We start from the raw sequence: 16,906 nt of genomic DNA on the forward strand, positions 1-16,906 counted from the left end.
GGCGCTTCGGTGGCGGGATTGTGGACGACGATGAACGTGTCGCTTTCCGGGGCGACGAAACGGCCGTTCACGTAGTTGCGTTCGGTGCGCATGAAGTGACTCCTCCGATGAATGCAGGCGGATCGCTTCGACTGGCGAACACGCGTGGCAAGGGATGGAGGCCATTCTGGTCATGCGTTTAGTGCACGACAAACGACTTATTTTCGCGCCGAGCATGAGAAAAAAGCACGTTACTCGGTAAGTCGGCCGGAGTCGCCCGTCCGGCAAGGCTGCCGTGGCGCGGGCCTTGGGCGGGGCGAGCGGAGGGCTGTCGTATTTTCCGACGGGTCCGAATGCGGACGGGCGTGGAAGCCGGTAAGGTGTCGCCCGCGGCGGGTGGTCGAGGGCGATCGGGGACGGATCGCGCGCTAGGCGAGCGGCACTTGCGGCAGCGGCGACGACGGTTCGAGATGGCGCTTCGCGAGCCACACTTCCTGCTGCAGCCAGTCGCGGAACTGGACGATGTGCGGCAGGTTCGTCTGCTCGGGCCGCGTGACGAACCAGTACGACTGGTGGCCGTCGACATGAACGTTGAGTACCTGCATCAGCTGCCCGGTCGCGAGTTCGCGCGCGACCATGTGGCGGTCGGCGATCGTGATGCCGAGACCGTCGATCGCCGCGCGGATCGCATGGTCGAGCAGGTCGAATTCGTAGCCGCCGCGCGTGTCGACGTCGGCGATGCCGGCGGCCTTCAGCCAGTGCTGCCAGGTCAGGTAGCGCTGGTCGTCGGTGGCGAGCACGTGCAGCAGCGTGAAGCGGTTCAGGTCGATCGGCGCGCCGTCCTGTCGCAGCCGCGCATACAGCGCGGGCGCGCAGACGGCGATATGCTGCTCCTGCATCAGCAGCGCGTTGTCGAAGCCGTCCCATTCGCCGTCGCCGAACCGGATCGCACAGTCGAGCACGCGCGATTCGCCGAGGCTGTCGTGGATGCGGGTCGTGAGGCTCAGCTCGAATTCGGGATGCGCGTCGCGCAGCCGGCCGAGGCGCGGCATCAGCCAGCGCGCGGCGAAGGTGGGCGGCACGTTCGCGCGCAGGCGGTTCAGGTGGGTTTTTTCCTGCAGGCTGCGCACGGTCAGCTCGATCTTGTCGAACGATTGCTGCAGTGCGCGCAGCAGCACGCGGCCGGCCGCGGTCAGTTCGAGCTGGTGATGGCGACGTTCGAGCAGGGTTTCGCCGAGCTGGCCCTCGAGCTGGCGAACCTGGCGGCTCACCGCGCTCTGCGTCACGTTGAGCAGCTCGGCCGCGCGCGTGAAGCTGCCGGTGCGGCCGGCCATCTCGAAGGCTTTCAGCGCGTTCAGCGCCGGCATCTTGCGTCTCACGGGGCGGTGTCGTGTTTGGTGCGGGATGCTTATTGTAGGCGGGTGGCCGTGGGCGCGGGGACGATGAATGGAGGCGACGGGGGCGCGGGCCCTCGGGGTTTTGACGGCGCGGCGGCTGGCGCGCCGGGTGGCGACAAGGCTGCCTGCAGGAGGGCCGGCGATGCCGGCCGGCAACAACACGAACGATACGAACGAAAGGGACACACATCATGCGACGCCTGCCATCGTTGATCGCACTGCGATTTTTCGAGGAGACCGCGCGTCACCTGAGCTTCAACCGCGCGGCGGTTTCGCTGTGCGTGACGCAGGGGGCGGTGAGCCGGCAGATCCGGCTGCTCGAGGAAGCGCTCGGCGCGCGGCTGTTCGAGCGCGATCACAAGGGCGTGCGCCTGACCGATGCCGGCGAGCGGTTGCTGCCGTTCATCGGGCAGGCGTTCGACACGATCGAGCGCGGCGTCGGCGAAATCGCCGCCGCGCGGCCAGGTGCGAAGCGGAGGCTGACGGTGTCGCTGCCGCCGACGTTCGCGACGCAGTGGTTTTCGCCGCGGCTCGGCACGCTCGCGGAGGCGCTGCCCGACGTCGAGCTGTCGATCCGCACGGAGCCGGCGGACGATTGCCATTGCCACATCCGCTTCGGGCGCGCGGCGCGCGCCGGGATGCAGTCGGAGCTGCTGATGATGGAGCGGCATGCGCTTGTCGGCGCGCCGCGTTATCGCGGCGATGCGCTCGATGTGCTGCTCGGCCGGTTGCCGTCGCTGCATGTGCTGCATGAAGGCAAGCGCCTCGCGCTGTGGGCCGACTGGTGCGAGCAGGCGGGCGTGCCGCTGGCGCGGATCGGTGACGGTATCGAGTTTTCCACGCTGGAGCAGGCGATCCGCGCGGCGCGCAAGGGCGCGGGGCTCGCGGTAGTCGATCTCAACATGATCGAGGAGGAGATCGGCGAGGGCAGCCTCGTGCGGCTGTCGCCAGTGCAGCCGATCGGGCCGTTCGGGTATTGGCTCGATGTCGAGCCGGAGAGTGTGGCGGTCGAGCCGGTGGTCGCGTTTGCTGAGTGGTTGCGGGGGCAGGCGGGGAGGCGGGGGTAGGGCGGGTGCGTCGAGGCTGAGACGCGGCTGATCTTTCGGTGGAAGCAATCGGATCAGTCCGCGTGTGTCGTGTAGCCCTTTCGGCTTTTGTCTGTGTCAACGATCGTTACCATAGGCGGATCGACACGATCGTTGCTGGCTACCGGTCGGGGTCGTGCCCGAAGTGCATGAGTGTTTCCCGGCGTCCCCAGAATTCTATGTCGGCGATCGATTCGACAGGCATCTGGCACTTCGAGAGATCGATACGCCCGACGTTGAAGACGGCGCGTCGCGGCGGGGATGCCGGCATGTCAGCCGGCCGCGTGTCATGCCCGACGGCGGACTTGTGCATGACGCGCGCCAGGCTGTGATGGAGTTCGGTTGTGACGAGCGCATCGAGGAGGTGCCTGGCTTCGGCGCTGAGGGCGAGACGATGCCGGATCGACGGCCGGCCGCGCTTCGCCGTGGGGCGCGTGATCCGGAATCCGGCGATCGGCGTGTGCTTTGTGTTCATTCGTAAATCCCCTTTTCGATCAAGTATTTTTGCAGCGCCCGCACGGACGTGCCGTGCGGTGCGACGTCGAATGTCATCCAGCGATGTGATCCCGCTACGCGCCAGAAATCTCGCCCGAATGGTGTTGCGTAGAGCGCACGCAGCGACCGAAGCGATCCGTCGGCAAGACCGACCGGGTGCCCCTGGAAATACTGGAACAGCGCCGCTTCATCGCCGCGTTTGTCGGGAATGGGCGCGTCGAAACCGAATCGTGGCCATGCGTAGTACCCGAATAGCCGCCGGCCGCCCGGTTTGGGCGCCGCCTTCCGGCCCCCCGCTGCGAATGCAATGATTCGGGTGATGCCCAACGTATCAGACGCCCTGACGATCCGCCACAGCATCGCCGCACCGAGTCCCGCGATTGCGTGATCGACGAGATCGATTGTCTTGAGTTCGAGTAGGGATGTGTCCAATTCTCGACGGACCGATATGCGGTTTTCGGATCGGATCCAGGTGGGGTTCGTGACCGAAAAGGTCAACCGGCCTCTGCTGTCGAGATAGGCTTGAATTTCCGATCCAGTGGGTGCGCCACACAACGAAACGAGCAGTTTGTCGGAGACATCGCCGTTCACGCCGAGAAACGTCGAAATATCCAGGTCGTTTCGATCGACCTCAAGCCGATCGTCGAAGTACAACGTTTCGTATGGCAGAACATGACTGAGGTCGACAGGCGGGGCGGACATGGCTGCGGGCAGAAATAGAAAGTCCCCAGCATATCGGCGCGATTTCGGCCCGCCGAGTCAGCCGAACGGCTAGACCGAACATCGCACGGTGGCTGCCCGTCCCGCCCGCGTTACGACCAGTCGAACGTCAGCAGTGCCACGCGGCTGACCGGCTCGTAAAACAGCAGAATCCAGTCCGCCCCCATCGCGCGATATTCCCACCCGGTCACACCGGCGACGAAGCGAAAGCGCGCGCCGTCGGGGCCGATCGGCCGGATGTTGTCGGGATCGCTGTCGTCGACCGGAAAGTCGGAGGTGCCCGACCAGTTGCCCCAGCCGACCGATCCACCGAGTTGGTCGATCAGGTTGCACGGCTTTTCCTGGCTGAAATCGCGCTCGTCCGGCGCGTACTGGTTGGACGAGTAGAGCACGCCGTATTCGGCGAACCGCTGGCGCGCGGTGTCGATGCTGGCCTGTTGCTCGGCGTAGTGCGCCTCCAGTTCCTCGCGATAGCCCGCGTCATGCGCGCCGGGTGGGTTTTCCAGATAGAAGTAGCGCGGGTCGCCGAGCAGCGTGTAGCGGTTGTCGTCGTCGAGCCGGAATCCGATCCAGTTCGCGCGGAGATAGTCGTTGTGATATGCGGCCGTGTCCTGCCCGACGAGCCCGTCGTACGGTTCGATGGGGCTGAGCAGGTGGATCCAGCCCTCCCAAGACGGATTGACCGCCGACAGGTCGATCGACACGAGCGGATGCAGGTGGCGCGCGAGTGCGGCGTTGGACTCGGCAAAGACGTCGGCGTCGGGCGGATAGACCTTCAGGCTAGGTTGTGGCGTGACGATGTCTTCAATCATGATCGGTGTCCGCACGGTGAGGGTCCGGTAAGGCTACACGAGTGAAGGCGAAAACCGGATGAATGCCGGCGCCGCAGCGGCCTGCCGGAAGCGCCTCCCGTTCCTTCCATCCGCCCGATCGGCACTTCGAAAACATTCGCGCCGATCCTTCGGAGATCGTCTTCTTGATAATAGTTGATAAGAACGATACGCTTGGTGGATCGAATTCAATCCGGCCGGGAGGTCGACATGATCAGTGCGGAACTGGGCCAGCAGCTGGAGACTTACGTCGCGAAGCTGGTCGAATCGGGGCGCTACGGATCCAAGAGCGAAGTGCTTCGCGAAGGCGTGCGCCTGATCCAGGATCGCGAGGCGCAACTGAATGCGCTGGACGCGGTGATCGCACGCAGCCTGTCCGATGCGGAAGCCGGACGCGGCGCCGACGCAGCGGAAGTCTTCGATCGTCTCGAGGCGAAGTATCGGGCCCAGGCGGATCGTCAGGCCTGACCGTGCGCCTGTCCGATTTTGCGATTACCGAACTCGAAGCGATCGCCGACTATATTGCACGCGACAACCCGCAACGTGCCGTGACGTTCGTGCGGGAGATTCGCGAAAAATGCCTGAGTTTTGCCGCGATGCCACTGGCGTTTCCGCTGGTGCCGCGCTTCGAGCGTCACGGCGTACGGCATCGCGTGTACGGCAACTACCAGATCTTCTATCGGGTCGTCGGCGACCCACCGACGCGCATCGACATTCTTCACGTCCTTCACGGCGCGCGAGACTACGCGTCGATCCTGTTCTGAGCGAACGTGCGCATCGCATCGCGTCCGGAATGAGCGAACCCGGCCACGGCCGGGTTCGTTCGAATCCCGCTTGGCATCGCCGCGGCGCATCTGCGTCGCGTCGATGCGAAAGCCTTGATCGAGCGCGATGAAGCAGGCGGTCACACAACCCGCCGCCCTCATCAATGCCCCGACGCCTCCTCCAGCGTCAGATGCTTCGTCTCCGGCGCCCACGCGATCGACACGATCATCCCCACCAACAGCACGCCCGCGAGCGCGAACATCGTCGCGTGGAAGCCGAGCGTCGCGATGCCGACCGGCAACAGGAACGTGCCGATCGCCGAACCGAGCCGGCTGCACGCGATCGCGAGCCCCACGCCGCTCGCGCGCACTTCGGTCGGGAAGCACTCGGGCGGGAACACGCCGACGAGATTGCTGAACGCCGACATCGTCAGCGTGAAGATCGCGAACGCGACGATCATCGCGATGGCCGCCGACGACGGCAGCACCGCCAGCGCGACGAGCGACGCGCACGTCACCGCGAACGAGCCGATCAGGAAGCCGCGCCGCGACAGCCGGATCGTCAGCCAGATACCGATCAGCGCGCCCAGCACGAGGAAGCCGTTCAGCAGCAGGTCCGCGCCGAAGCCTTCGGCGAGGCCGATCGTCTTCAGGATCGTCGGCAGGAACGTGTAGATCGCGAAATACGGAATCACCAGGCACACGAAAAACGCGCAGTTGAACACCGTGCGGCGGATCAGGTCACGCTGGAACAGCCGCGAGAAGCCGCCATGCGCATGCGGCTCGGTCGAACCGTCGAGCATCACGTGCGGCCCGAAATGCTTCGCGACGATCGCGCGCGCTTCCTTCTCCCGGCCCTTGCCAAGCAGCCAGCGCGGCGATTCTGGCGTGCCGATTCGCAGCACCAGCACGATCAGCGCAGGCAGCGCCGCCGATGCGAGCAGCCAGCGCCATGCATCGGGCGCGGCGTCGCTGTACGCGAGGCCGAGCACGTTCGCGGCGACATAGCCGATCGTCCAGATCACGCTGAACGAGCCGAGCAGCGCGCCGCGATGCTTGCGCGGCGAGAATTCGGCGAGGATCGCATGGCCGACCGTGAAGTCGCCGCCCATTCCGAAGCCGATCAGCACGCGCAGCATGCACAGTTCGAGCGGTGACGTGACGAAGAACTGCGCGAACGCGGCCGCCGTGATGATCACGAAGCTCGTCAGGAAGATCTTCTGCCGGCCCATCCGGTCGGACAACCAGCCGAACACGAGACTGCCGAAGAAGATGCCGATCAGCGCCGAGCTGCCGATCATCCCCATCCAGAACGCGTCGATCGGCATCTGCTTGCCGAGCGCGGCGAGTGCGTAGCCGATCGTGCCGAGCGTGTAGCCCTCGGTGAAATGCGCGCCGAACGTCAGGCCGGCGATCTTCACGTGGAAACGGTTGAGCGGCACGTCGTCGAGCGCGACGGGGCGGTGCGGCGCATCGGCGCCACGCGACAGCGGCAACGCGCGTGCGGTGCCGGATTGAACGTTGGCTTGAGTCAAGCTGCCTCCTGGATTGTTATCGGGCGCGCAGCGGCGCGCGCCGACGGAACGCCGCCGCGAGCGTCGTGCGAGGCGCCGCGCGGCCGCGCGGCCGGGCGGCGCGCGGTCCGGGTCGACCGCGGGGAGCGGCCGGTGGTCAGCGGCCGAGGCCGGCCATCAGCGTGTACTTGAGTTCCACGTATTCATCGAGGCCGTACTTCGAACCTTCGCGGCCGAGCCCCGATTGCTTGACGCCGCCGAACGGCGCGACTTCGGTCGAGATGATCCCGTCGTTGACGCCGACCATGCCGCTCTCCAGCGCACCCGACACGCGCCATGCACGGCCAAGGTCGCGCGTGTAGAAGTACGCGGACAGCCCGAACGGCGTGTCGTTGGCCGCGGCCACGGCTTCTTCCTCGGTCGCGAAGCGGAAGCAGCCGGCCACGGGGCCGAAGGTTTCCTCTTCGGCGATCAGCATGTCGGCCGTCATGCCGGTCAGCACGGTCGGCTCGTAGAACGTGCCGCCGAGCGCGTGACGCTTGCCGCCGGTGAGCGCGTGCGCGCCCTTCGCGGTGGCGTCGGCCACGTGCCGCTCGACCTTGCCGAGCGCCGCTTCGTTGATCAGCGGCCCCTGGTCGACTTCACCCGCGAGCGCGTTGCCGACACGCAGCTTGCGCACCGCGTCCGCGAGCTTGCGCGTGAACGCGTCGTACACGCCGTCCTGCACGAGGAAGCGGTTCACGCACACGCAGGTCTGGCCCGTATTGCGGAACTTCGACGCGATCGCACCTTCGACCGCCGCATCGAGATCGGCGTCGTCGAACACGATGAACGGCGCGTTGCCGCCGAGTTCGAGCGACAGCTTCTTCAGCGTGTCGGCCGACTGCTTCGCGAGCAGCTTGCCGACGCGCGTCGAGCCCGTGAACGACAGCTTGCGCACGACGGACGAACTCGTCAGCGTCTCGCCGATCGCGACTGCATCGCCCGACACGACGTTGAACACGCCGGCCGGCACGCCCGCGCGCTCGGCGAGCACCGCGAGCGCGAACGCGGACAGCGGCGTTTCCTCGGACGGCTTCAGCACCATCGTGCAGCCGGCCGCGAGCGCGGGGCCGGCCTTGCGCGTGATCATCGCGAGCGGGAAATTCCACGGCGTGATCGCCGCGACAACGCCGACCGGCTCGCGCGTGACGACGATCTGCGAATTGGGCTTCGGGCTCGGGATCACGTCGCCGTACATGCGCTTCGCTTCTTCCGCGAACCATTCGAGAAAGCTCGCCGCATATGCGACTTCGCCGCGCGCTTCCGCGAGCGGCTTGCCTTGCTCGCGCGTCAGCAGCTCGGCAAGCGCATCGCGATTCTCGAGCATCAGCTCGCCCCAGCGCTTTACGCGGGCGCCGCGTTCCTTCGCGGTCAGTGCGCGCCACGCGGGAAACGCGTGAGCGGCGGCATCGATTGCGCGTTGCGTGTCGTCGGCGCCGCCTTTCGCGACCTTCGCGATCGTCTCGCCGGTTGCCGGGTTCAGCACCGGATAGGTCGCGTCGCTCGCGCCGTGCGATTCGTGCCATTCACCGCCGATGTAATGGCCGGTCCTCAGAAATTCATTCATTGTGTGTCGTTCCTTCAGTGCCTCGGAGCCTCTCAGTCCTTCAGTCCTTCATTCCGTCGCGAAACTGCCCTGCGCCGGACGCGACTCGCGCGCGATGCGCTTGCCGGCCGTGTAGTCGTTGATCAGGTCGCACGGCGTGTAGTTGCGCTCCAGCTCGTGCAGTTCTTCTTCGGTGAGCTGCGTTTCGAGCGCGCCGAGCGCACTGTCGAACTGCGCGACGGAATCCGCGCCGACCAGCATGCTCGCGATGCCGGGGCGGCTCAGCACCCATGCCTGCGCGATCTGCGCGGGCGGCACGCCGCGGCGCTTCGCGACCTTCGCGACCGATTCCGCGATCGCGAGGGACGATGCGTCGCCATACATCTGTGCGGTGAAGAAGTCGGTTTGATTACGCGTCGATTGCGGCTCGCAGGTGAGCAGGCCGCGCGCGAGCGGGCTGAACACCGATACGCCGACGCCCTGGTCGATGCAGTACGGCACCATCTCGCGCTCTTCCTCGCGATACGCGAGGTTCAGCTGCAGTTGCATGTTGATCGGTTTGTCCCAGCCGTTTCGTTCGCAGGCCTGCATGATCTTCGCGAACTGCCACGTGTACATCGTCGACACGCCGATATAGCGCGCCTTGCCTGCACGCACGATGTCGTGCAGCGTGCTCATCGTTTCTTCGACGGGCGTGTTCACGTCGAAGAAGTGCAGCATGAAGATGTCGATGTAATCCATCCCGAGGCGCTTCAGCGACCCGTCGATGCCGTCGAGCACGTGCTTGCGCGAATGGCCGCCCGCGTTCGGATAGCTGCCCATGTCGTAGCCGACCTTGGTCGTCACGACGAGCTCCTCGCGGCGCGCGTTGCGCTTCAGGATGCGGCCGACCACTTCCTCGCCGACGCCCGTCGAATAGAAATCCGCGAGATCGATGAAGTTGACGCCGGCGTCGAGCGCGCGGCGCACGATCGGCTCGCTCTGCGCTTCGTCGAAGATCCAGGGCTTCCATTCGGGCGTGCCCATGTTCATCGTGCCGAGACACAGGCGGGACACCTTCAGGCCGGACTGGCCGAGGCGGACGTATTCCATGTTTCCTCCAGGTGCGGCCTTGTGTCGGCCGCTTGTCGTCGTCAGTTTTTCTTCGGGGTGTAGAACGGGTTCGACACGTCGCGTGCGGCGGCGAACACCGCGTCGCGATGCGGCAGCCCTTCCATCGCGGCGACGATCGCGTTGCGGCACGCGCGGTAGTTGTTCTCGAACACGGCGTCGAGATCGTCGGTCTGCGGGTTCACCCAGTTCGCCGACACGACGACCCAGTCGTTCTCCGCTTCGGGCGGCAGCGTGCCGTTCTCGAGCGCTTCGGCCACGGCCTTCGCGATGCCGGCCTGCGACGCGCCCCACGTGGCGTTGCCGTGGAAATCGCTGGCGATCTGCGCCTTGTTCACGTACAGCGTGAGCGGCTTGGTCGGCACGCCCGGCTGCGCGATCACGACGAACGGCGCGTGGCCGGCCGACGGCGTCGCGAGTGCGGTGGCGAACGCCTGGCCCGCCGGGCCGTTGCGCGGGCCGACCAGCACGTTGATGTGCGCGAGGTTGACGCCGGGGCCTTCGAAGCCTTCGCCGATGTAAAGCTGCCTGGGTTGGGATGCGGTCATTGCGGTGTCTCGTCGATGAGGTTGGTGTGAGGCGATTGTGGTGGGCCGTGGCGCGGCCAGTGAATCGATGTTTTCTGATCGGGCTATGAGTTTTCGTCGTCTCCGGGAAAGCCCTGAATCCGACACGCGAATGCCCGCCGGGCGGGCCTCGGCCGTTGTCGTGACGGCAGGAGGGGCGGGATCGGCGGGTGGGCATGCGCGTACCGGCTCCGGGTTTGTCATACCCGGGCAGGGGTTGGAGGGCCGAGCGCATCTGGACAACAATCGGCGTACTCCGAGCCCTATCTTTCGTCTTCCCTTCTTTTTTCGAAAGCGAGTAATTTCGATGGCTGCCATTCAAAAGCCCGATTGGTCGAAGCTCAGTTCGCTCGATCCGGAGCTGATCCGGGCATTCGTCGCCGTGGTCGAGAGCGGCGGCTTCACCGCGGCGGCCCGGCAACTGCATCGCACGCAATCGACGATCAGCCTGCGCATCCGCACGCTCGAGGAGCGGCTCGACACGCACCTGTTCATGCGCAACAGCCGGCGCCTCGAGCTGTCCCGCGACGGCGAGAATTTCCTGATCCATGCGCGGCGGATCATCCAGGTGCAGAACGACGCGATCCTCGCGCTGAAGCAGGCGAGCAGCGACCGCGGCGTCGTGCGCTTCGGGCTGCCCGAGGACTATGCGGAGCTGTGGCTGCCCGACCTGCTGAAGTCGTTCTATGCGATGCGGCCGGGCGCGCGCCTGCACGTGCATTGCCGGATGTCGCTCGAACTGCTCGAACGGCTGCAGGCCGGCGAACTCGATGTCGCGCTCGTCGTCCGGCACGGGCCCGGCGCGGGCGGGCGGGTGCTCGGCCGGCACGACGTCGTGTGGGCCGCGCACCGCGATTTCGCGCTGGACAGCCATGCGTCGGTGCCGCTCGCGCTGTTCCCGGAAACGTGCTGTTACCGGCAGCGCGGGCTGCAGGCGCTCGCGACGGCCGACCGGTCGTTTCATGTCGTCTACACGAGCCAGAGCCCGACCGGCATCAAGATCGCGGTGAACCACGGCGCTGCCGTGACGATGATCGACCGCTGCACGCTGCCCGAGAACTGGCGCGTGCTCGACGAGGCGGACGGCTTTCCGTCGCTGCCGGCGGCCGATCTTGAGCTGCATCGCTCGCCGGGCATCTGCGATCCGCTGACCGACGATCTGGTGTCGATGATCGAATCGATGGTCGACGAGCGGCGGCGCGCATCGCTAGAGGCGTTCGCCGCTTAGCGGGATGAACGCGGGGGCGAACGCAGCGTAGACGAGGTTGATGCGAACCGTGGCGCGCGACCGCCGTGCGCGCATGGCGACTGCACGACCGCATGACTGCACGACTGCATGACTGCATGACTGCATGACTGCATGACTGCATGACTGCATGACTGCATGACTGCATGACTGCATGACTGCATGACTGCATGACTGCATGACTGCATGACTGCATGACTGCACGACTGCACGACTGCACGACTGCACGACCGCACGACCGCACGACCGCACGACCGCACGACCGAACGACCGAACGACCGAACGACCTTACGATCAGCCGCCAGCCGCCAGCCGCCAGCCGCCAGCCGGTGCCGGTGACGTGTTATGTCCCCCATGCCGTTTTTTGCACCGCCACCGCGTTTTTTTGCACGACGTTTATGCCGTCTCTTCTAAGCTGAGGACGTGTCGAACAGCCGAGACGGCTTCCGTCCGCTCCATGACCTTCATTCATCCCGTTCCCGCCTTCAATGTCGCCGGCCGCCAGTTGCGCGCCGGCGCACGCAACAACGTCATTCCTTTCCCGCCGCCGCGCCCGCGCCTGCAGTTGCCCGTCACGCTGACGGCCGATTCCGGCGAACACGCGCACGCCCGGCTCGCGGCGCTGCTGCATTCCCCGCTCGGTGTGTATGTCGTCAGCGCGCGCGCCGTGCGCGACGTGGTTCACGTGCACTTCGACATTGCGCCGGAAGACCTGGATTTCACGCTGCACATGCTGATCGCGCAGCAGGCCGATGCGGTGATCGGGCCGGTCGCGCGTCGTTTGCGCATCGGGCCGAAGGCGCGGTGAAGCGGGGAACGGTTGTTGCTCGTTCCTCGATGGCTTGTTCGATCCGCCGCCCGATTCCCGGTCGCCATGCCGTCCGCCCGCACGCGGCGGACCGGCGTGCGACACCGCGTGCGCGGCGTCGATCCTGAATACGGAGGGGTCATGGACCTCATGGAAGCAGTGCATGTCGCGCGGCCGGAAAGCCGCCGCGTACGGACGGTGTCGCTGCCGTCGGGCCAGCAGCTCGCGCGTCAGCTCGTGACGACGGTGCGGGTGGCCGAAGTGCTGCTGCATCAGGCGATCGTCGTGCCCGACCGGCATCAGTGGTCGGTCGACACCGAACGGGTCGACGCGGCCGGCGGGCCGCTCGCGGCGTGGGAAACCTGCGTGACCTGGCGGATCGGCAAGGTGTTCGCCGCGACGGTCAGCCCGGCCGCGCGCGTCAACGATCGCGATCAGGTCGCCGTCGAGATCCGGCTCTGTCTGCCCGAACAGGACTATGTGGCCGGGCGGCGCGTGAGCACCTTCGGCCTCCGCCACGGCAATCGCTTCGGCGCGACGCTGTCGGTTGCGTCGGGTGCGCAGTGGGGCTGGCAACGCAAGGAGCTCCTCGCACCGGAACACGCGCAGGTGCGCGGCGATACGCTCGAGGCACTCGTCGATGGGGTGGCCGCGAACGTCAACGCGGCGCTGGGCGCGGCCGGATTCGGCGCGACGCGCTGATCACGCGTCGCCGGTCTGCCCGGTCTGCCGCTGCAGGTCTTCCATCAACTGTTCCGCGAGAAAGTCGCACGGCGGCCGTTTCGATTTCGTGCTGCGCGCGAGGATCAGCTCGAGCGGCGGCAGGTCGGGCAGCCCGTGCGAGCGGCCGAGCATCGACAGTTGCGCGGGAATCGCGCAGCGCGCGAGCGGCGCGACCGCGAGGCCGGCCTCGACCATGCTGAGCAACCCGAGCAGGCTCGGGCTTTCATAGGAGGTGCGGTACGGCACCTTCGCGCGCTCCAGGCTGCGGATCGCGTTCTCGCGCGCGACGCTGCCCGGCATGAACACCGCGATCGGCAGCGGCCGCTCTTCCCACACGCGCGGCCCGTTCGTCATCGCGGCCCACGCCATCGGCTCATGGCGGATGAAGTCGCCCGACAGCCCCTTGATGCGCGTGCCGCACACGAGATCGACGGTGCCGTCCTTGATCAGCGGCGCGAGCGCGCTGCTCGGCAGCCCCATCACCTGGATCTCGACCTTCGGGTAGGTCGCCGAGAATTTCTTCAGGACGGACGGCAGCAGCGACGACGCATAGTCGTCCGGCACGCCGATCACGACCTTGCCGGTCACTTCCGGCCGCACCACGGCCGCCCAGGCCTCGTCGCGCAGCGCCAGCATTCGTCTGGCGAATCCCAGCAGCACTTCACCTTCGCGCGTCAGCACGATGCTGCGCGGCTTGCGCACGAACAGCGGCCGCCCGATCGCGTCTTCCAGGCTCTTGATCTGCATGCTCACGGCCGACTGCGAGCGGTTCACGGCCTCCGCGGCGCGGGTCATGTTGCCGGTCTCCGCGACGGCGACGACGGTGGCCAGCACGTCGTGATCGAGCATCTTCATAGGTATCAGGAAAACTGAACGTAACGATCAGCATTATGCGTTTTTATTGTTGCTGTGTGTCTGCCATAGTGCGATCACGCTGACGTTTCACCCGAGGGTGGCGCGGCGTTCGGGCCGGTCGAACCGGCGTGCAGCACTGAACAGGAAAGCGTGGTGACTCGATGATGGACCATCCGTTGCGCGCCGCACTGGCCGCGGAATTGCATGCGCGGCCGTTCCTGCGGCTCGCCGAAGCCGTGTCGCTCACGCATTACGCGATCTACGCGGACGGCCAGCCCGACATCCACGAAACGCTGCTGCACGCGCTGTGCCGCGATACCGGCATCGCCGCACCGCACGAAGGCGCGACGCACTACGCGGTGCAGTCGCCGAGCGGCTGGCACCTGAAGTGGGAGCGCCACACCGAATTCTCGACCTTCACGTTCGTCGCGCCGCGTCGCGACACCGGCTATTTCGACGATCTCGCGATCGAAGGCATTCCGGCCGCGTGGTTCGCGCGGCTCGCCGGCATCCGCTTCGTTGCGGTGCGGATGGAACTGCTGTCGGGCGACGCCGCGCGGCTCGTGTGCGGCGACCTGCGCCGCTGGATCGACGGCCCCGCGCTCGTCGGCAGCAACGTGCTCGGTGGCGGCAAGGTGTTCTGCGACTGGCATGTGCGAGACGACGGCTTCATGCGCTTTCTCGTGATCGACGAGGATTTCCGCGAGGAGCAGGGCGGCCGGCTGCTGCAGCGCCTGTATGAAATCGAAACCTACCGGATGATGGCGCTGCTCGCGCTGCCCGTCGCGCGCCGGATGAGCCGCGAGCTCGACGAGATCCACGCGGCGCTGCATGCGCTGATGCAGCGGATGGATGCAAGCGGAGCCGACGGCGACGACACCGCGCTGCTCGTCAAGCTCACGCATCTCGCGGTGCGGGTCGAAGCGCTGTCGGGATCGGGCGCGCGTTTCAGCGCGTCGCGTGCGTACGAAAAGCTCGTGCTGGCACGCATCCACGAGCTGCGCGAGGAGCGCATCGAAGGGATGCCGACGATCGCCGAATTCATGGAGCGCCGCTTTGCACCGGCGATGGAAACCTGCCGCAGCGTATGGGCGCGCCACGAGCAGATCGCCGCGCGGATCGCGCGGGCGGTCGACCTGCTGCGCACACGCGTGAACCTCGCGCAGGAAAAGGACGTGACGCGCCTGCTGGCGGGCATGGAGCGCACCGCGCGTAATCAGCTTCACTTGCAGCACGCGGTCGAAGGGCTGTCGGTAGCGGCCATTTCGTACTACGTGCTGTCGCTCGCGACGGCGGCGTTCAAGGCGTTGCACGTGATGAACCTGCCGGTCGATCCCGAGCTGGCGGAAGGCCTGCTGATCGCGCCGGTCGTGTTCGCGGTGATTCACATCACGCGGCGCACGCGCGCGCAGCTGGCGCGATCGGAGGCCGTGCATGACGGCTCACCGGTGCCTGCGGCGGCGTTGAAGCAGGTCGGTTAGAACATCGAAAACACAATCAATGAAAGGAATGGAGATGACTTTTTCGCAGACACAAGCGGGTTTTCACAGCGAGTTCGATGCCGCGTTCGACGAACCGGCAATGGCTGAGGCCGGTGCGCCGGAAGAGTCGCGCGTGACCTCGTATCAGGCCGTGCTGCAGGAGCCGATGACGTCGCTCGTCGGGAATACGATCGACCGGCCGGACGTCGCGTCGGTGGCGATTCTCGGGTACAACTGACGCAACACCGCACACGTATCCTGCCCGGCCGCGTGGCGTCCGCACGCTGCCGCTGCCCGATCAACCGTCGGCGCGCATGCGCGGCATCGTCGGGTATGCGACCCATCGAGCCTCGATCTTGCGGCCGGCCAGGAAATGAAACTCGATATAGCCGTCGTGCCGGTTCGGCAATGCCGGCACGGCGACATCGGTTTCGACGACTTCAGGCGCCTGGTTCCGGGCGTCTTCTTCGGGCGTCAGATCGTATGTGATCTTCACGTGCCAGGCTTTCTTGCCGCGCGGCACGCTCATGCAGCACACGGTGCCGCCCCCGCCGCCAAACTGGCGCGCGTGCACGCTGCCGGCGCCGAAGCCATCGACCACGAAGCTGTAGACGCCACGATCGGTGTAGTTGAATCCCACGACCCGATATGGGCCGTCGGCGCGCGTCTGTGCGTGGACCCACCAGGCTGCGCCCACCAGCAGCGCTGCGATGGCAAGCGGGTTGAGCATCATGCGGCGTATCAGGTTCGACATGGTGTTGTTCCCGTGAGTCGGTTCGCTTGCGACGAGCGGTGGCTGGCGGTGCCCGGGCGCGTGACGCGCGCCCCGGTGGCGCGGGTCATCGCGCGTGCCTGACAGGCCCCGCCTGCTGCGCCAGCGCCAGTTCGACGAATGCGCGCGCGGCTGCGCTCCGGTACGCGCCCTTGCGCTGCAGCAGCACGGCCGTGCGCCGCAGGACGGCCGGATCGAGCGCGATGGCGACGAGATCGTCGTGCCCGGTTGCGATCGTCGCGGGCAGCAGCGTCGCGAGGTTCGTGCGGCGCACGATCTCGATCACCGCCCCCAGCGAATTCGCTTCCATCAATACGCGCGGCCGCACGTCGTGCTCGCGGAAATAGCGGTCGATCTGCACGCGTGTCGCGAACTCGGCCGTGAGCAGCACGAGCGGCGCATCGTGCAGCGCGCGCAGGCCGGCCTTGCGCTTGCCGGCGAACGCATGCTCGCGATTCACGACAAGCGCGAGCGTTTCGACCAGCAGCGTTTGCGCTTCGATATCCGCTGTCTGCACGTCCTCGAACGCGATGCCGACGTCGAGCTCGTCGTCGACGAGCAGCGCCTCGATGCGTTCCTGCGACATCTCGCGCACCGACAGCGTCACATCCGGATAGCGACCGTGAAACGCCTCGACGAGCGGCCCGACGAGATAGCTCGTGAAGGTCGGCGTGACCGCGATCCGCAGCGAGCCGCGGCTCAAATCCTGCACGTCGTGAATCGCGCGCCGGCCTTCCGCGAGATCGTGAAGCGCCTGCCGCGCATAGCGGAAATACACGTCGCCGGCGTCGGTCAGCCGCGTCACGCGCCCGGTGCGGTCGAACAGTTGCGCGCCGAGCGTCTCCTCGAGCTGGCGGATCTGCTGGGACAGCGCGGGCTGCGACACATGCAGCGCGGCGGCCGCGCGCGTGAAGCTGCGGTGCTCGGCGACGGCGAGGAAGTAGTGGATATGGCGCAGCAGCATGGCGGTTCC

Annotated in this window: 19 protein-coding genes; 8 read left to right on the forward strand and 11 right to left on the reverse strand. The window is 66.6% G+C overall.

Annotated elements, in window-relative coordinates:
- Positions 1-407: 407 nt before the first annotated feature.
- Positions 408-1,346 carry a LysR substrate-binding domain-containing protein gene (locus G3O00_RS12385; RefSeq protein WP_011356424.1) on the reverse strand — a complete coding sequence of 313 codons (939 nt, stop codon included), beginning with the start codon at positions 1,344-1,346 and terminating at the stop codon, positions 408-410.
- 221 nt (positions 1,347-1,567) lie between these two features.
- Between G3O00_RS12385 and G3O00_RS12390 the strand changes: the two genes are divergently transcribed.
- A complete protein-coding gene (locus G3O00_RS12390; RefSeq protein WP_011356423.1) occupies positions 1,568-2,443 on the forward strand; it encodes a LysR family transcriptional regulator in 876 nt (291 codons plus the stop codon).
- 139 nt (positions 2,444-2,582) lie between these two features.
- Here the strand turns inward: G3O00_RS12390 and G3O00_RS12395 are convergent, their stop codons facing one another.
- The 3 genes from G3O00_RS12395 to G3O00_RS12405 all read right to left on the reverse strand — a co-directional run bounded on the left by G3O00_RS12395 (position 2,583) and on the right by G3O00_RS12405 (position 4,488).
- The gene (locus G3O00_RS12395) at positions 2,583-2,936 is read right to left on the reverse strand and encodes a hypothetical protein (protein ID WP_206143102.1); all 354 of its coding nucleotides are present in this window, start codon (positions 2,934-2,936) and stop codon (positions 2,583-2,585) included.
- Entirely contained in the window at positions 2,933-3,610 is a 678-nt protein-coding gene (locus tag G3O00_RS12400; protein ID WP_241025099.1) for a hypothetical protein, read from the reverse strand. The genes G3O00_RS12395 and G3O00_RS12400 overlap by 4 nt, the downstream gene beginning before the upstream one ends.
- A gap of 158 nt (positions 3,611-3,768) precedes the next feature.
- Complete coding sequence (locus G3O00_RS12405) at positions 3,769-4,488, reverse strand: hypothetical protein (protein WP_206143104.1); 720 nt, start codon at positions 4,486-4,488, stop codon at positions 3,769-3,771.
- 228 nt (positions 4,489-4,716) lie between these two features.
- Here G3O00_RS12405 and G3O00_RS12410 point away from each other — a divergent pair, with 228 nt between their 5' ends.
- Positions 4,717-4,974, forward strand: a complete 258-nt coding sequence (locus tag G3O00_RS12410) for a type II toxin-antitoxin system ParD family antitoxin (protein WP_011356420.1) — start codon at positions 4,717-4,719, stop codon at positions 4,972-4,974.
- A gap of 2 nt (positions 4,975-4,976) precedes the next feature.
- Complete coding sequence (locus G3O00_RS12415; protein ID WP_206143105.1) at positions 4,977-5,270, forward strand: type II toxin-antitoxin system RelE/ParE family toxin; 294 nt, start codon at positions 4,977-4,979, stop codon at positions 5,268-5,270.
- 161 nt (positions 5,271-5,431) lie between these two features.
- Here the strand turns inward: G3O00_RS12415 and G3O00_RS12420 are convergent, their stop codons facing one another.
- From G3O00_RS12420 to fae, 4 genes are all read right to left on the reverse strand, one after another.
- On the reverse strand, positions 5,432-6,766 hold the full coding sequence (locus G3O00_RS12420; RefSeq protein ID WP_241025102.1) for an MFS transporter: 1,335 nt from the start codon (positions 6,764-6,766) through the stop codon (positions 5,432-5,434).
- 175 nt (positions 6,767-6,941) lie between these two features.
- On the reverse strand, positions 6,942-8,393 hold the full coding sequence (locus G3O00_RS12425; protein ID WP_206143107.1) for an NAD-dependent succinate-semialdehyde dehydrogenase: 1,452 nt from the start codon (positions 8,391-8,393) through the stop codon (positions 6,942-6,944).
- 48 nt (positions 8,394-8,441) lie between these two features.
- Entirely contained in the window at positions 8,442-9,464 is a 1,023-nt protein-coding gene (locus tag G3O00_RS12430; RefSeq protein WP_206143108.1) for an aldo/keto reductase, read from the reverse strand.
- A 41-nt stretch (positions 9,465-9,505) separates the two neighbouring features.
- Positions 9,506-10,030 (reverse strand): formaldehyde-activating enzyme, encoded by a 525-nt coding sequence (fae, locus tag G3O00_RS12435; protein ID WP_011356415.1) that lies wholly within the window; start codon positions 10,028-10,030, stop codon positions 9,506-9,508.
- 325 nt (positions 10,031-10,355) lie between these two features.
- Between fae and G3O00_RS12440 the strand changes: the two genes are divergently transcribed.
- The 3 genes from G3O00_RS12440 to G3O00_RS12450 all read left to right on the forward strand — a co-directional run bounded on the left by G3O00_RS12440 (position 10,356) and on the right by G3O00_RS12450 (position 12,804).
- Positions 10,356-11,276, forward strand: coding sequence for a LysR family transcriptional regulator (locus G3O00_RS12440; RefSeq protein WP_011356414.1), 921 nt, complete (start codon positions 10,356-10,358; stop codon positions 11,274-11,276).
- 475 nt (positions 11,277-11,751) lie between these two features.
- Entirely contained in the window at positions 11,752-12,102 is a 351-nt protein-coding gene (locus G3O00_RS12445) for a hypothetical protein (RefSeq protein WP_174932095.1), read from the forward strand.
- A gap of 141 nt (positions 12,103-12,243) precedes the next feature.
- Entirely contained in the window at positions 12,244-12,804 is a 561-nt protein-coding gene (locus tag G3O00_RS12450) for a hypothetical protein (protein ID WP_206143109.1), read from the forward strand.
- Here the strand turns inward: G3O00_RS12450 and G3O00_RS12455 are convergent, their stop codons facing one another.
- On the reverse strand, positions 12,805-13,680 hold the full coding sequence (locus G3O00_RS12455) for a LysR family transcriptional regulator (RefSeq protein ID WP_011356411.1): 876 nt from the start codon (positions 13,678-13,680) through the stop codon (positions 12,805-12,807).
- A 161-nt stretch (positions 13,681-13,841) separates the two neighbouring features.
- Here G3O00_RS12455 and G3O00_RS12460 point away from each other — a divergent pair, with 161 nt between their 5' ends.
- Both G3O00_RS12460 and G3O00_RS12465 read left to right on the forward strand, forming a co-directional pair.
- Entirely contained in the window at positions 13,842-15,161 is a 1,320-nt protein-coding gene (locus tag G3O00_RS12460; RefSeq protein WP_206143110.1) for a DUF3422 domain-containing protein, read from the forward strand.
- Between the two features lie 34 nt (positions 15,162-15,195).
- Positions 15,196-15,399, forward strand: coding sequence for a hypothetical protein (locus G3O00_RS12465; RefSeq protein ID WP_206143111.1), 204 nt, complete (start codon positions 15,196-15,198; stop codon positions 15,397-15,399).
- 60 nt (positions 15,400-15,459) lie between these two features.
- Here the strand turns inward: G3O00_RS12465 and G3O00_RS12470 are convergent, their stop codons facing one another.
- Positions 15,460-15,915, reverse strand: coding sequence for a DUF3304 domain-containing protein (locus tag G3O00_RS12470; protein ID WP_206143112.1), 456 nt, complete (start codon positions 15,913-15,915; stop codon positions 15,460-15,462).
- Positions 15,916-16,000: 85 nt separating this feature from the next.
- Entirely contained in the window at positions 16,001-16,897 is an 897-nt protein-coding gene (gene cynR / locus G3O00_RS12475; RefSeq protein WP_206143113.1) for a transcriptional regulator CynR, read from the reverse strand.
- Positions 16,898-16,906: the final 9 nt, after the last annotated feature.

The sequence above is a fragment of the Burkholderia sp. Ac-20384 genome (assembly GCF_017104605.1).
In the GTDB taxonomy this organism is placed as follows: domain Bacteria; phylum Pseudomonadota; class Gammaproteobacteria; order Burkholderiales; family Burkholderiaceae; genus Burkholderia; species Burkholderia lata.

Excerpts from the sequence above, each read along its gene's own strand:
- G3O00_RS12460 (WP_206143110.1), top strand. The coding sequence starts at position 13,842 with ATGATGGACCATCCGTTGCGCGCCGCACTGGCCGCGGAATTGCATGCG.
- G3O00_RS12450 (WP_206143109.1), top strand. The coding sequence starts at position 12,244 with ATGGACCTCATGGAAGCAGTGCATGTCGCGCGGCCGGAAAGCCGCCGC.
- G3O00_RS12385 (WP_011356424.1), bottom strand. The coding sequence starts at position 1,346 with ATGCCGGCGCTGAACGCGCTGAAAGCCTTCGAGATGGCCGGCCGCACC.
- G3O00_RS12425 (WP_206143107.1), bottom strand. The coding sequence starts at position 8,393 with ATGAATGAATTTCTGAGGACCGGCCATTACATCGGCGGTGAATGGCAC.
- G3O00_RS12410 (WP_011356420.1), top strand. The coding sequence starts at position 4,717 with ATGATCAGTGCGGAACTGGGCCAGCAGCTGGAGACTTACGTCGCGAAG.
- fae (WP_011356415.1), bottom strand. The coding sequence starts at position 10,030 with ATGACCGCATCCCAACCCAGGCAGCTTTACATCGGCGAAGGCTTCGAA.
- G3O00_RS12395 (WP_206143102.1), bottom strand. The coding sequence starts at position 2,936 with ATGAACACAAAGCACACGCCGATCGCCGGATTCCGGATCACGCGCCCC.
- G3O00_RS12390 (WP_011356423.1), top strand. The coding sequence starts at position 1,568 with ATGCGACGCCTGCCATCGTTGATCGCACTGCGATTTTTCGAGGAGACC.
- G3O00_RS12455 (WP_011356411.1), bottom strand. The coding sequence starts at position 13,680 with ATGAAGATGCTCGATCACGACGTGCTGGCCACCGTCGTCGCCGTCGCG.
- G3O00_RS12430 (WP_206143108.1), bottom strand. The coding sequence starts at position 9,464 with ATGGAATACGTCCGCCTCGGCCAGTCCGGCCTGAAGGTGTCCCGCCTG.
- G3O00_RS12465 (WP_206143111.1), top strand. The coding sequence starts at position 15,196 with ATGACTTTTTCGCAGACACAAGCGGGTTTTCACAGCGAGTTCGATGCC.
- G3O00_RS12440 (WP_011356414.1), top strand. The coding sequence starts at position 10,356 with ATGGCTGCCATTCAAAAGCCCGATTGGTCGAAGCTCAGTTCGCTCGAT.
- G3O00_RS12470 (WP_206143112.1), bottom strand. The coding sequence starts at position 15,915 with ATGTCGAACCTGATACGCCGCATGATGCTCAACCCGCTTGCCATCGCA.
- G3O00_RS12405 (WP_206143104.1), bottom strand. The coding sequence starts at position 4,488 with ATGATTGAAGACATCGTCACGCCACAACCTAGCCTGAAGGTCTATCCG.
- G3O00_RS12445 (WP_174932095.1), top strand. The coding sequence starts at position 11,752 with ATGACCTTCATTCATCCCGTTCCCGCCTTCAATGTCGCCGGCCGCCAG.
- cynR (WP_206143113.1), bottom strand. The coding sequence starts at position 16,897 with ATGCTGCTGCGCCATATCCACTACTTCCTCGCCGTCGCCGAGCACCGC.